The following is a 14,355-nucleotide window of genomic DNA, read 5'->3' as shown; positions in this document are numbered from 1 at the left end:
AAAATAGTTAATATCTCGCGTTAAATCATTAATAACCCTCGGCATGCTCACATAAATAAGGTCTCTATTTTCGTTATCCCGTCTTAATTGATTTATATCATATGAAAGTAACAAATTATTTCCTAAGGTGGGACATTAGCACTCTATTCTATGTTTTATTTTCGTCAAAATAATGTCCTTCGCAAAGGGAATGTCGATGAATAACAATAAAAGATCTATCGCTGGCTCACTGAGCCGCCGTGAATTCATTCAAACATCTGCCGCAGTCACCGGGGCTGCGGCAATTGCCGGTTCAATCACCCTACCTTTTTCGGTGCAAGCCGCGCCAGAACAGGCAGCTCCAGTCAGCAAAGAAACCATTAAATACAGTGCTTGTCTGGTTAACTGCGGTAGCCGCTGCCCGCTAAAAGTACATGTCAAAAATGGTGAAATTGTTAAAATTGCTAATGAAGCTATTTATGATGATTCCACCTTTGGCGAGCATCAAATTCGGCCCTGTTTACGTGGCCGTTCAGTCAGATGGAAAACATATAATCCTGACCGAGTAAAATATCCCATGTTGCGAGTGGGCAAACGCGGCGAAGGCAAATTCAAACGAATCAGCTGGGATGAAGCCACCACAATTGTGGCTGACAATCTAAAAAAAACCATTCAACAACATGGTAATGAAGCCATTTATTATCAATATGGTTCTGGCTCTACCGGGGCTAATTTACAAGGCCGTAATGCTTGTAAAAGAATGCTCAGTTTGCTCGGTGGTTTTCTGGATCAGCACGGCACCTACTCCACGGCGCAAATTAATACCGTGATGCCTTATATTTATGGTAATGCCGATGAAACTCTGCTGGATGAAATTAAAAACTCCGACTTAGTAGTGATGTTTGGCCATAATTTGGCAGAAACACGCATGTCAGGTGGTGGCCAATATATTGAAACGGTTCATGCGCTGGGGAAGAGTAAAGCTAAAGTCATTATTATCGACCCACGGATGACTGACAGTGTCACCACCCTCAATGCCGAATGGATCCCTATATTTCCCGGCACCGATGCCGCACTGGTCGCCGCATTGGGTTATGTATTAATTAAAGAAAACCTGACCGATGAGGACTTCCTGAAGGAATATTGTGTAGGGTGGGATGCCAGCACATTACCCGCCTCTGCTCCGGCCAATAGTTCATATAAAGATTATATTTTAGGTCTGGGTATCGATGGCTTAGAAAAAACACCGCAATGGGCCAGTGAAATAACCGGTATTGCGCCAACCCGTATTATCCAACTCGCACGCGAGTTAGGAAATGCCCGTGCTGCTTGGATTTCCCAAGGTTGGGGCATTCAGCGCAGCGCTAATGGTGAGCAAGCTGCGCGCTCAATTATGATGCTGCCATTGATGACCGGTAATATCGGCAGAGCCGGCACCAATACCGGAGCCTGGGGCGGGAATGTTAAATATCCAGTGCCGGGATTCAATATTCCCAATCCTGTAAAAACAGCGATTCCTTGTTTTATGTGGACAGACGCTATTTTCCGTGGCACTGAGATGACCGCTAAAAATGCCCATGTGAAGAATAAAGATAAACTTGATACCAATATTAAGTTTATGTGGAATTACGCCAGTAACGTGATTGGAAATCAGCATTCTGACCTGAATAAAACCCACGGTATCTTGCAAGATGAATCACTGTGCGAATTTATTTTAGTGTGGGAAAACCACATGACCCGCTCGGCTAAATATGCTGATTTATTATTACCCGATGTCACCTCGGTGGAATCAAATGATTTGATTGATAACTCCTATGCCAGCGGGGCTTATCACTATGTGACGCGGCTGCAAAATGCTATCGAACCTATGTGGGAATGTCGCCCGTCTTATGATGTTTTAGCCGAAATTGCCACCAAATGTGGCATTGGGGAAGCCTTTACCGAAGGGCATTCCCAGCAAGAATGGATTGAAATCAGTTATAACAAAATGCGCGAAAAGAACCCGGCACTGCCGCCCTTTGAGCAGACCAATGACAAAGGAATAATTGACCGGATTTATGCTGACAGCAGTCAATATATTGCCTTAAAAGACTTCCGCGATGACCCGCAAAATAACCCATTGAAAACCCCATCCGGCAAAATTGAGATCTACTCTGAAGCGCTCGCCACATTGGAAAAAGAGTGGCAATTGGCCCCCGGAGATCGTATTACCGCCGTCGCTGAATATTGCCCGACATTTGAAGGTGTTGGTGATGTAGAAACCCTGAAAACCTACCCACTGCAGATGACCGGTTTCCATGTTAAAGGCCATTGTCACTCATCTTATTATAATGTCGCCATGTTGCGTGAAGCAGTGCCACACCAGTTTTGGATGAACCCCATCGATGCGCAGGCCCGTGGCATTCAACCCGGTGATATGGTCGAAATATTCAATAGCCGGGGGCGGATGCGTATCGCGGTTAAAATTACCGAGCGCGTTTTACCCGGTGTCATTAGCGTGCCACAAGGAGCATGGCGCAATATCAACAAGGAGGGCATTGATGTGGGCGGTTGTATCAATACCTTGACGACCCAGCGCCCTTCGCCATTAGCGAAAGGTAACCCGCAACACACTAACCTCGTTGAAGTTAAACGCGCATAAGGAGTTGAAAAATGAAGCAATATGGTTTTTTTGTCGACTCCACCAAGTGCACCGGGTGCAAAACTTGCCAAATCAGCTGCAAGGATGAGAAGAACTTGGATCTCGGGCCAAAATTACGCCGAGTTTATGAATATGGCGGAGGAAGTTGGACGCAACAGGACAATATTTGGGTACAAAATGTCTTCAGTTATTACCTGTCCATTGCCTGTAATCACTGTTCGTCGCCGACTTGTGTCACCGGCTGCCCGACCGGCGCGATGCACAAACGTGAAGAAGACGGCTTGGTGGTGGTGAATCAGGATTTGTGTGTGGGTTGCCGTTACTGTGAGATGCGCTGCCCCTATGGTGCGCCGCAATTTGATGCCAAAAAGAAACTGATGACCAAGTGCGATGGTTGCTATCAAAGAGTTGCCGAAGGACATAAGCCAGTTTGTGTCGAATCTTGCCCGCAGCGGGCATTAGATTTCGATGAAATCACGATATTACGTGATAAATACGGCCAAGAAAATGCGGTAGCGCCCTTGCCTCATGCCCATCTAACACACCCTAATCTGGTTATCAGAAGCCATCGTGATGCCAAACCATCCGGTGATACATCAGGCCGCATCCAAAATCCGGCGGAGGTATAAAATGCACGAATTACCTTTGGTATTCTTCACCGTACTGGGGCAAACCGCCGTTGGGTTGTTTGCTTTAGTGTTCTTAAGCCACCAACTCGGCCTGACCACGGCACAGCAGCTCAAACAGGCTAATATTCTCGGCCTGATTTTGATGCTTGTGGGCTTAGTCATTGGCGCGCTGCATGTTGGGCAACCCCTACGCGCGATGAACATGTTACTCGGCGTCGGCCGCTCCCCGATGAGCAATGAAATACTGCTCAGCAGTCTGTTTGTGGCGATGGCTTGTGGCACGGTCTTCTTCTCCGTCATGGTGAAGAATGCCATGCTGGCAATGCTGTGTAATGTGGCGACAGTGATTTTTGGCTTAGCCTTTGCGTGGTCAATCACTCAAGTTTATCAATTGACCACAGTGCCTAACTGGGATACCTCATACACCTCATTGCAGCTATGGATGACCGTATTGGTCGGCGGCGGCGCTTTCGCCATCCTCACTGGCGCACGTCAGTTGGGTGCCACGGCATTGTTAGTCGGCGCTATCGTGACATTGGTGAATAAACCCGGCTATTTAAGTTTCTTGGGGCACAGTTCTGTGGATCTAAGCAGCCAACAATCTGTATTTTGGGGAGTGCAAATCCTGCTGCTCACATTGGGTATTTTCGTGGCCGCAGCTGCATTACTGAAAGACCGAATTCCCCGCACGACACTGGCGGTGAGTGCCTCAGCGCTAGTCATCGGTGAATTGGCTGGGCGCATTGCTTTCTATAATCTCTGGCAAGTCCCGATGTAATTCAACTCACTGATTTTTCTTAATAACCGAGTAGCCGCCTTCCCCTGCGGCTACTCAAGACGAAAGTGACCGGGCCAGGAGAGAGAAGATTTTGACGTTATTAAACACCACCTTACCACGCATTCTCGGCGCATGTTTTTACTATCCCCCGCAGTCCGATACAGTGCGGCGTCTCTGGCCATTGCTGCCACAAATAAAAGATCTTTTCCCATGGCCCCATCCGGCCAACATTGCCCGCTGCTGCCAACAGATACCTGATATTTCACCAGAACAATTGGAATATGACTTCTCGGTGCTGTTTGAGGGGCAAGGTGAAATGCCCGCGCCGCCGTGGGGGTCAGTTTATCTGGATAAAGAAAATATTCTGATGGGCACCAGCACCCTGCAATATCGTGAATTTCTATCAACATTAGGGCTGGCAAGTCAGAGTGCTATTCATGAGCCGGAAGACCAGTTTGGGTTAATGCTTTTGGCTTTGGTGCATCTCATTGAACAGCCACATTTAACTCAGCAACAGCCAACTGACGCGGCAATAATGCTGCTCACCGAGCACCTGCTACCCTGGGCCTACCGCTATCTTGAGCTGGTCAAAAATGCACAGCTCGAGCATCAGGTTTATCCGCTTTTAGCTGAGATTACCGAGTGTTACCTAAAAACCCTGCAACTGAAATTGGGTTTATTCCCCCATCCCTATGAGCTATATCGGTGATAAAAAAAATCGATGAATAGAGACGAACGCTACTATAAAGCCTATATGGAAAGTCGGGTTATTAGCCGCCGGGGGCTATTTCGTGGCTTATTAAAAGGGGCGGCTAGCGACTCATCACCGGCAAGTCACCCTCATCCGGTAATAAAAAACCCCTGCCAGAATACTTATATCTATTGTGACAGTTGCGCCGATTATTGTGAAAAACAAGCGCTAGTCTGGCGGATCAACCAGCCTCCAATTTTAGTTGATGAACTGTGCGATGGCTGCGGTGAGTGTGTGGTTAAGTGCCCGGCAATGGCACTGGAGATGGCATTAACAAGCTAGAAATAAGTAACCCCGCATTGCTGATGCCAGTACAATGTCCGCATCTTGAAGTACCTTGTTCCCACAGGAGCTACACCGTGCAACATTACCCAGCCAGCTATACCCATGATGAAGTCAGCGGCGAATATCATATTCATTATCGCGACTTTCCAGAATCAGGTTCAGTGACTTACTCGGTCGACGACATAGAGTTAGAAGCTCAAGACGGTATTAAAAATGGCATTGCCACACAAATAGAAGAACAGCGCCCTGTCCCTGCTCCATCAGCGTTGCAATCGGGTGATATTGCTATTCACGTGCCTATTTTAGTGCGCCTGAAAGCAGAATTGCACAATGCTATGCTCACCACCCAAACCCGCAAAGCCGATATGGCGCGCAAACTGAGCCTAAATGCTGCTCAGATGGATCGCCTGCTGGATGTGTATTACGCCTCGAAGGTTGAAGCTCTGGAACAAGCCCTTTATTTACTGGGCTTTGAAGCGGATGTGGCAGTAAGAAAAATCTAAAAATAACGCTGACGCTCCCGTTATCGCTTAAATTTGAGTCAAGAGAGTAACAAATTGTTATTAGACGATAATTTAAAAAAACGTTAATAGCTTCACACTTCAATACATTGACTAACATTCATTACTGTTTTTGTACAAAAATGTGATCTGATGCATGAAATTACAGTATTGAAAATCGCTCTCTATTGGGATTACATTAGCGCCATTGACTCGCAGAAGTGGCTGAGTGACTCAGTCTGGCGAGGTGGCTCCAAGGAGGAGTGGTCAATGAAGTATTTCTTTATGGGTATCTCAATTATGTTGGTGGTTTGGGTTGGCACTTTCATGATGATGGTCGAATAATCATCGGCTGAGATATTCACTACCTGACATCGTATAAAGGACGCATTTGCGCCCTTTATCATTTTAGGGTTCACATCATTCCCCCGGCATCATTCTACGCAAAGTATCATCACGGCGGATATAATGATGATAAAGTGCCGCCAACGCATGCGCCCCAATCACAAAGTATCCTAAATTAGCAATTAACTCATGGGTTTGCTTGAGATACACCCGCGCATCATCATTGGGTGTTACCCACTGTGGAACTTGCCAACCGAGCAAGAACCACGTTTTTCCTCCATAGGCCTGCGCCAAAACCCCCAATATTGGCAATGATAAAAACATCAAATACAGGCACCAATGTAAAATATGCGCCCCTAATAGCTGCCAATCCGGTAATTTGGGCGTGATCGCCGGTGTCACATTTTGATGCCGCAGCCAGAGCCGCACCAGCATGAGTAACCAGACAGAAATACCAAAATTGAAATGCAGGTTTTTCACCAAGGTTCTATCTTCATCAGGTACCGAGTCACTGAGTAACATCGCCGCATAGGTCAAAATGATCATCAATAACGTTAGCCAATGTAAGGTTATCTGAGGTAATGAATAGCGATTTCTCATAGCCGCACACTCCACTGAAATAACTCAATTAATCATAAGTATGGTGTAAACAGATGAAGAGAACATGAAGAATGGATGGGTAATAGAGTGAAAAAGTGTTTTTATTCTGACTGAAGGTCTAAGCCACCAGCCAGAATAAGTGTATACGCCGCTAAAAATCGCTAACGGATTAAACCGTTTCCCCCGGAGTGGATTTCCCCGGTTTCAGCAAACCATCAGCACGGAACATACTTTTAATCCCGCGCACCGCCTGGCGGATCCTGTCCTGATTCTCAATCAGAGCGAAACGGACATGGGTATCACCATAATCTCCGAATCCAATCCCCGGCGAGACACAGACTTTTGCATCAGATAGCAAGCGCTTGGCGAATTCCAGCGATCCTAAATGGGCGTAAGGTTCGGGAATTTTCGCCCAAACATACATTGATGCTTTTGGATTCTCGACCATCCAACCCGCTTCGTGCAACCCACGAACCAAGGCGTTACGGCGCTGGCGGTATTGTTCGGCGATATCACGCACGCACTGTTGATCCCCTTCCAGCGCAGCAATGGCTGCTACCTGCAATGGGGTAAAGGTGCCGTAATCGTGATAGCTCTTAATTCGCGCCAATGCATTGACCAGTTCGGGGTTACCGACCATAAAACCAATACGCCAACCCGCCATATTGTAGCTTTTAGATAAGGTAAAGAATTCGACCGCAATGTCTTTCGCCCCCGGCACTTGCATGATTGATGGCGCTTTCCAGCCATCATATACAATGTCGGCATAGGCCAAATCATGCACCACCAGCACATCATATTGCTTTGCCAACGCCACTACGCGCTCAAAAAAGTCCAGCTCCACACATTGCGCCGTTGGGTTAGACGGGAAACCAAGGATCATCATTTTCGGTTTTGGAATGGTTTCACGAATGGCGCGTTCCAGTTCACCAAAGAAATCAATACCTTCAGTCAGCGGCACCGAACGGACTTGTGCGCCCGCAATCACCGCACCATAAATATGAATGGGATAGCTGGGATTGGGCACCAACACGGTATCACCGTGATCCAATGTGGCCAGCATCAAATGCGCCAGCCCCTCTTTCGAGCCGATGGTGACAATGGCTTCACTTTCAGGGTCAATATCCACCTGATAACGATCCGCATACCAGCGAGAAATCGCCCTGCGCAAGCGTGGTATCCCGCGCGAAGTTGAATAGCCGTGGGTGTCTTCACGTTGCGCGACACTGCACATTTTCTCAACAATATGCGGCGGTGTCGGGCCATCCGGATTACCCATACTAAAATCAATGATGTCCTCACCACGGCGACGCGCCGCCATTTTCAACTCAGCAGTGATATTGAAAACATAAGGGGGAAGACGATCAATACGGGCAAAGCGACGTTTGGAAGGGGATTCAGCCATAATTTCCTCGAAGATACGTGAGCGCCCGGACCGTCCGAGCGACGCTGACCATCAAATGGTCTAACATGAAACATATCCTAGCGCTTGATAGCTGTCGATAGGCTGATAACAAATTTCCAACTCATCGGAGTTCAGCGCGATGGCGGACATTCACCGGCTAATAACCCCAATATCCAATCATCACACCACTGTCCATCAAGCTGAAAATTATCACGCAAAGTGCCTTCCAATTGGAAACCACAACTCTCCAGCGTTCGCCGCGAAGCATGATTTCCCACGGTGACTGTGGCTTTCATTTTATGGAATTGGCATTGTTGGAAGCCAAATGCCAGCACCGCCATCAGTGACTCTTTCGCAAAACCCTTACCGTGATAAGAGGGCAAGATCGCATAACCCACCTCGGCTTGCTGGAGCGGCAACCATTCCGCCAAAAAACCCGTCAGCCCCATCGCCTGCCCACTTTCTTTTTCGCGGATAACCAAACATAACCAGTGGTTGGAGGTTTTCTCCCACGGCATTACACGTGACTCAAAACGGGCGCGTATTTCGGCCATTTCCAGCGGGTCCGCAATATAGCGCTGGACGTCCGGGTCTTGATGTAGCTGCAAAAATAGCGGCCAATCTTGTTCATTAAGGCTATCCAGAACCAACCTTGGCGTCCGCAAAGAAATGGGGGAGTGGCTAAACATCGGGATCACAGGCACTTTTTTTCCTTTAATTTTAAGATGTTAATCGTAAAAAGAGCGGCAAAAATTAAAGAGGAAATTTTGCCAAAACCTCATCCCTTTATTCTTCTCTATTTTACTTAAATAATGTCACCTCAAGATAACAAAAAATAAACAAATGCTCAGTAAAACGCAAACGCCTTACCGCGACCTCAACCTACAGCTATTGGAGAGTCAACATCATGGCTTCATTACAAATCGACGATATTCCCGCAGCCATCAAAGCGGTGAAGCAACAATTGCGCCAAGCGCTCCCCAATTATCGGCAGGTTTTCCACGCCGTGGAAGAGAATATCCGCCAACAAGTGACTGAGATCCGCCGTAGTCTGGCTCAAGGCGAGAATCCGGTCCCTCGCATTCATGCCGATGATATTATCAATGGCAAAGTCACCGACGAACAGAAAGCACAAATCAAAAAACGGGGCTGCTGCGCCATTATCGGGGTGTTCCCGACAGAGAAAGCCGCAGCATGGAACCGTGAGATCGGCAATTATCTGGATCGTAATAATTTTGTCGAGCGCCTGAAAAATGCTGCGGAAGATAACTACTTTGGCACGCTGGCGGCCAGCAAACCCCAAATTTACGGCATTTACTGGTCAACACCGCAAGTCGAAGCCCGCCAAGATCCGCGCATGAATGCAGTGCAGATATTCTTAAATAATCTGTGGCAAACCAAAAGCAATGGCAAGCAACACTTTGATGCTAATCAGGTCGTGACCTATGCTGACCGCACCCGCCGCCGCCCGCCAAAATCCTCATCTTTGGGCCTATCGCCTCATGTGGATGGTGGCTCAATTGAGCGCTGGTTAGATGAAAATTTCCGTCATGTTTATCGCCACGTGTTTTCCGGTGAATGGCAACAATACGATCCTTTCGCAGCTGAAGGCCGCCCGGAAGTGCGAGAGTTTCCGTCACCGGCGGTGTGCTCTATGTTCCGAACATTCCAAGGGTGGACGGCGCTGACACCACAGCGCACCCATGCCGGGACGCTAAATGTGATCCCGATCGCCAATGCCATGGCCTACATCCTGTTACGTGCTTTGCAAGACGATGTCGCCGATGATGACTTGTGCGGTGCGGCACCGGGCCGTGCTTTATCGGCCTCTGAACAGTGGCATCCTCTTTTAATGGAAGCTATTTCCCCTATTCCAGATCTGGAAGCCGGTGACACTGTATTTTGGCACTGCGATGTCATTCATTCAGTGGAAAACGAACATCACGGCGAGTTTGACAGCAATGTGATGTATATCGCCGCTGCCCCAGGATGTGAAAAAAATGCTGCCTACTTACCGCGCCAGTTAGCCAGTTTTATAGATGGCCGTTCACCGCCAGACTTTGCTGCCGATGATTTCGAAGTCGATTTCACCGGCCGGGCCACAGTCGATAATTTGACAGATATTGGCCGACAACAACTGGGGATGACAAAGTAGCCGTATTCCGCTTGATACTCTGCCGGAGTTTATTCCTCCGGCAGCCTTCCCCGGCTATTCGGCTCAATAGCACGGATAAAGTAGCAGTCGACCACTATTTTCCTTATAGTTAGCCGCTTACCCGCCTCAAGATCTGATAGTTAGAACCCAAGATCCCCCGGTTGTTGCCAACAGTAAATGTTGCTAACAGAAAATGTTGCCAAGAGAAAATAGTGTGCACCAGATATTTGAAATGCTACTGGCGGTATTTGATCGCGCCGCACTGATGTTAATTTGCTTGTTCTTCCTGACCCGCACCCGCCTATTTCGTCAGTTACTACAAAAAGAGAAACATACGCCGCTGGAATTAGCCGCCGTCACCGCGATCTTTTCGCTGTTTGCTATTTTCGGCACCTATTCCGGCATTAATGTTGAAGGTTCTCTGGTGAATGTGCGGGTCATTGCCGTCATGTCCGGCGGTATTTTATTTGGCCCATGGGTCGGGATTATTACCGGGCTTATCGCGGGTTCTCATCGCTATTTAATTGATATTGATGGTATTACTTCGGTACCCTGCTTAATTACCAGTATTATTGCGGGCTTGATGTCGGGTTATATCAACCTGAAAGTCAAAAAAGAGCGCCAATGGAGTATTGGCATTCTGGCCGGTATGATTTGTGAATCGCTGACTATGCTCTTGGTGGTTATATGGGCCAAACCGACAGCACTGGGTATCGATATTGTGTCTAAAATCGCGATTCCGATGATTTTAGGGGCGGTCTGTATTGGGTTAATTGTGCTGCTGGTGCAGAGTGTCGAGGATGAAAAAGAAGTCATTGCTGCGCGACAAGCAAAATTGGCGCTGGATATTGCGAATAAAACCTTGCCCTATTTTCGCAATATCAACGGTGAATCATTGCGCAGTGTCTGTGAAATTATTCGCAATGATATCAAGGCTGATGCAGTCGCCATCACCGACACTCAACATATTTTGGCGTATGTCGGCGTCGGGGTGGAAACCTATAATATTGGCCATGAAATAATCAGTGATATCACCAAAGAAAGTATTCAGCGCGGTAAAATTACCATCCGCAATAATGATGAAGTCCACCGGACTCCCCAAATTCATTCCCTGATTATTATCCCGTTATGGGAAAAAGGTGAAGTCACTGGCTCGCTGAAAATCTATTATTGCCATGCCCACAAAATCACTTACTCACTCAAAGTCATGGCGGTAGGATTATCGCAAATCATTTCAACCCAGATTGAGGTTTCGCGTATTGAACACCTGCGCAAAATGGCCAATAAGGCGGAATTGCGCGCGCTGCAAAGTAAGATTAATCCGCACTTTTTATTTAATGCTTTAAATGCTATTTCCTCGTCAATTCGTATCAATCCAGATACCGCGCGCCAATTGATCATTAATTTGTCTCGTTATTTGCGCTATAACCTTGAATTAAATGATGAACAAATTGATATCCGTAAAGAACTGCATCAAATTCAAGACTATATCGCCATCGAACAGGCGCGTTTTGGCAGCAAGTTGACTGTCATTTATGATATTGACGATGATATTGCGCTAAAGATCCCCAGCTTGTTGATCCAGCCGTTGGTGGAGAATGCTATCGTGCATGGTATTCAGCCGTGCCGCGGTAAAGGTGTGGTGGTGATCGCAGTTAAAGACAGCGGCGACCAGATAAAAATTTCAGTGAAAGACACTGGCAATGGAATTAATCAGGAGACCATTGCGCGCGTGACTAATAATGAAATGCCAGGCAATAAAATTGGTTTACTGAATGTCCATCATCGAGTGAAATTACTCTATGGCGAGGGTTTGCAGATACGCCGAATGGAACCGGGCACCGAGATTTCTTTTTATATCAGCAAGAATGGTGGAAAAGTCCATGCAGAACCCAGTATTTCAGCCGGAGTTTAACCCGTGAAAGCAATTATTGTCGAAGATGAGTTTCTGGCTCAGGAAGAATTAAGTTATCTTATCCGCCAGCACAGTAATATCACCATCGAAGCCACCTTTGAAGATGGGCTGGATGTACTTAAATACCTGCAAAATCATCAGGTTGACGCCATTTTCCTCGACATTAACATTCCATCATTAGATGGGGTTTTGCTAGCGCAAAATATCAGCAAATTTGCCCATAAACCCTATATTATCTTTATTACGGCTTATAAAGAGCATGCGGTAGAAGCCTTTGAAATTGAAGCTTTTGACTATATTTTAAAGCCTTACCACGAATCACGCATTGTCACTATGCTGCAAAAATTGAAAGCGCTGCATAAGCGTGATCACCAAAATAAAGAGCAAAACAACAGCCCCAGTCACCGCCCGGCAGCCCATACCATCAATCTGATGAAAGATGAGCGCATCATCGTCACGGATATCAATGATATTTATTATGCAGCGGCGCAGGAAAAGGTCACTTTAGTTTACACGCGGCGCGCAGAATTCATTATGCCGATGAATATCACCGAGTTTTGCAGTCGCCTGCCTGAAGAGCACTTTTTCCGCTGTCACCGCTCTTATTGTGTGAATTTAGCCAAAATCCGCGAAATTGTGCCCTGGTTTAATAACACTTATATCCTGCGACTCAGTGAGTTGGACTTTGAAGTCCCCGTTAGCCGCAGCAAGATAAAGGAATTTAGGCAACTGATGCGCCTTTAAATGCATTTCATTCCTCTCTGAATGCAGCTCATTCCCCTTTCGATCTATAGTTATTAGCCCGCCCGTATACTGGTTTCATTCGGCGGGCTGATAACACCTCAATACCAGATTTCCGGTGCTCCATCAGCGCGTAATTCTTAGGCTCCGACGCCATTACTGACCACTATCACGTCAGTAATAGCCATATTCGGGCCGTATGCATTGATGTTTAAGGAGTCCGGCATGAGCAGTAAACCGGTAAATCGTTGGCTAATTGTTGTTGGTACCATCATCGTTCAGATGGGGTTAGGCACTATCTATACTTGGAGCTTATTTAATCAGCCACTGGGAGAAAAATTCAGTTGGTCACTGGGCGCGGTGGCGACCACTTTCTCTATCACCAGTTTCTCTCTGGCTATCGCCACGTTATTTGCGGGCCGCCTGCAAGAGCGCATTGGTATCCGTAAACTGACACTAATTTCCGGCATCATCCTCGGTTTGGGGTTGATTGCCAGCTCTTTTGCCACTTCGCTCGGGATGATTTATCTGCTGGCGGGTATTGTAGTGGGCTTTGCTGATGGCACCGCCTACATCACCACTCTATCGAATCTGATTAAATGGTTCCCAGAACGTAAGGGGTTGATTTCAGGTATTTCTGTGGGTGCATTTGGCACCGGCAGCCTGTTGTTCAAATACGTGAATGCCAGTTTAATTGCTAACCAAGGTGTTTCGCTGGCTTTCTTCTACTGGGGCATTATCGTGATGGTCTTGGTTGGGGCCGGTTCTTTCTTGTTGCGGGAAAAAATCGTCGCGCCACAAGCCGCTAGCTTACAATCTGCCCATACTGGCCGTGATTTCAGTGTTAAAGAGATGCTGGCGGTCAAAGAATCTTACTTCCTGTTTGTCATTTTCTTCACCGCCTGTATGAGTGGTTTATATCTGATTGGTATCGTGAAAGATTTAGGCGTGCAACTGGCAGGAATGGATTTAGCCACCGCAGCCAATACCGTGTCCGCCATCGCCATTTTTAACACCGCCGGACGTATTATTCTGGGGGCGCTATCCGATAAAGTTGGCCGCCTGCGGGTTATCAGCTTTACCTTGCTGGTGACCACCTTGGCAGTATCCGTATTAAGTTTTGTCCCGCTGACTCACGCCCTATTCTTCTTGTGTGTTGGTGCCATTGCTTTCTGTTTTGGTGGCAATATCACGGTATTCCCAGCGATTGTCGGCGACTTCTTCGGTTTAAAAAATCACAGCAAGAATTACGGGATTATCTATCAAGGGTTTGGTTTAGGCGCACTGGCAGGATCATTTATTGCGGCACGTCTGGGCGGGTATCACGCGACCTTTATCGTCATTGCGGTGATGTCTGTGGTTTCCTTGCTGTTAACCCTGATTATCAAGCCGCCAAAAGGGGCGACTGCCGAGACAAAAAATATCTCAACAGCCCCAACTGCGGTCACTGCTAGCAGTCACGCGTAATCATTCTCTGCCGTAAAAAAGCAGAGCATTGGCTCTGCTGAGGTTAATAACAAAACTGTTGATAACTGAGTGAGTGAAGGGTCGACCGCACCTAGGGGCACTTCGACGGCTTACGCCGTTACGACCCTAGCGGCACGTTTCCCCTTCATTTGACTTTGTCGGCA

General features: G+C 47.3%; 14 protein-coding genes. 11 read left to right on the top strand and 3 right to left on the bottom strand.

What is annotated here, in order from left to right:
• The first annotated feature begins 196 nt into the window (after positions 1–196).
• The 7 genes from OP863_RS06045 (at position 197) to ypdK (ending at position 5,908) form a co-directional block, all read left to right on the top strand.
• Complete coding sequence (locus OP863_RS06045) at positions 197–2,620, top strand: DmsA/YnfE/YnfF family dimethyl sulfoxide reductase (RefSeq protein ID WP_265525978.1); 2,424 nt, start codon at positions 197–199, stop codon at positions 2,618–2,620.
• A gap of 11 nt (positions 2,621–2,631) precedes the next feature.
• Positions 2,632–3,249, top strand: coding sequence for a DMSO/selenate family reductase complex B subunit (locus OP863_RS06040; RefSeq protein WP_038634891.1), 618 nt, complete (start codon positions 2,632–2,634; stop codon positions 3,247–3,249).
• Between the two features lies 1 nt (position 3,250).
• Entirely contained in the window at positions 3,251–4,027 is a 777-nt protein-coding gene (locus OP863_RS06035; RefSeq protein ID WP_145589129.1) for a dimethyl sulfoxide reductase anchor subunit family protein, read from the top strand.
• A gap of 91 nt (positions 4,028–4,118) precedes the next feature.
• Positions 4,119–4,736 (top strand): TorD/DmsD family molecular chaperone, encoded by a 618-nt coding sequence (locus tag OP863_RS06030; protein ID WP_038634897.1) that lies wholly within the window; start codon positions 4,119–4,121, stop codon positions 4,734–4,736.
• Between the two features lie 12 nt (positions 4,737–4,748).
• On the top strand, positions 4,749–5,060 hold the full coding sequence (locus tag OP863_RS06025; RefSeq protein ID WP_038634900.1) for a 4Fe-4S binding protein: 312 nt from the start codon (positions 4,749–4,751) through the stop codon (positions 5,058–5,060).
• A gap of 77 nt (positions 5,061–5,137) precedes the next feature.
• On the top strand, positions 5,138–5,566 hold the full coding sequence (locus OP863_RS06020; RefSeq protein WP_038634911.1) for a hypothetical protein: 429 nt from the start codon (positions 5,138–5,140) through the stop codon (positions 5,564–5,566).
• Between the two features lie 267 nt (positions 5,567–5,833).
• Entirely contained in the window at positions 5,834–5,908 is a 75-nt protein-coding gene (gene ypdK, locus OP863_RS06015) for a membrane protein YpdK (protein ID WP_098057507.1), read from the top strand.
• A 75-nt stretch (positions 5,909–5,983) separates the two neighbouring features.
• On the opposite strand, the gene OP863_RS06010 is transcribed toward ypdK, so the two are convergent.
• The 3 genes from OP863_RS06010 to OP863_RS06000 all read right to left on the bottom strand — a co-directional run bounded on the left by OP863_RS06010 (position 5,984) and on the right by OP863_RS06000 (position 8,602).
• Positions 5,984–6,508, bottom strand: a complete 525-nt coding sequence (locus OP863_RS06010; protein WP_050291458.1) for a cytochrome b — start codon at positions 6,506–6,508, stop codon at positions 5,984–5,986.
• A 169-nt stretch (positions 6,509–6,677) separates the two neighbouring features.
• A complete protein-coding gene (gene alaC, locus OP863_RS06005) occupies positions 6,678–7,913 on the bottom strand; it encodes an alanine transaminase (protein ID WP_038634919.1) in 1,236 nt (411 codons plus the stop codon).
• A 131-nt stretch (positions 7,914–8,044) separates the two neighbouring features.
• The gene (locus OP863_RS06000; protein ID WP_265526238.1) at positions 8,045–8,602 is read right to left on the bottom strand and encodes a GNAT family N-acetyltransferase; all 558 of its coding nucleotides are present in this window, start codon (positions 8,600–8,602) and stop codon (positions 8,045–8,047) included.
• A gap of 218 nt (positions 8,603–8,820) precedes the next feature.
• Between OP863_RS06000 and OP863_RS05995 the strand changes: the two genes are divergently transcribed.
• The 4 genes from OP863_RS05995 (at position 8,821) to OP863_RS05980 (ending at position 14,191) form a co-directional block, all read left to right on the top strand.
• Positions 8,821–10,068, top strand: a complete 1,248-nt coding sequence (locus tag OP863_RS05995; protein WP_265525977.1) for a DUF1479 domain-containing protein — start codon at positions 8,821–8,823, stop codon at positions 10,066–10,068.
• Between the two features lie 214 nt (positions 10,069–10,282).
• Positions 10,283–11,983, top strand: coding sequence for a sensor histidine kinase (locus tag OP863_RS05990; RefSeq protein WP_038634925.1), 1,701 nt, complete (start codon positions 10,283–10,285; stop codon positions 11,981–11,983).
• Positions 11,984–11,986: 3 nt separating this feature from the next.
• On the top strand, positions 11,987–12,727 hold the full coding sequence (locus OP863_RS05985) for a LytR/AlgR family response regulator transcription factor (protein ID WP_265525976.1): 741 nt from the start codon (positions 11,987–11,989) through the stop codon (positions 12,725–12,727).
• Between the two features lie 222 nt (positions 12,728–12,949).
• A complete protein-coding gene (locus tag OP863_RS05980; RefSeq protein WP_038634930.1) occupies positions 12,950–14,191 on the top strand; it encodes an OFA family MFS transporter in 1,242 nt (413 codons plus the stop codon).
• Positions 14,192–14,355: the final 164 nt, after the last annotated feature.

The sequence above is a fragment of the Yersinia sp. SCPM-O-B-9106 (C-191) genome (genome assembly GCF_026183365.1).
GTDB lineage: Bacteria > Pseudomonadota > Gammaproteobacteria > Enterobacterales > Enterobacteriaceae > Yersinia > Yersinia rochesterensis.
Note: the sequence above shows the minus strand (reverse complement) of the source record. Positions and strands in the feature narration are given on the sequence as shown.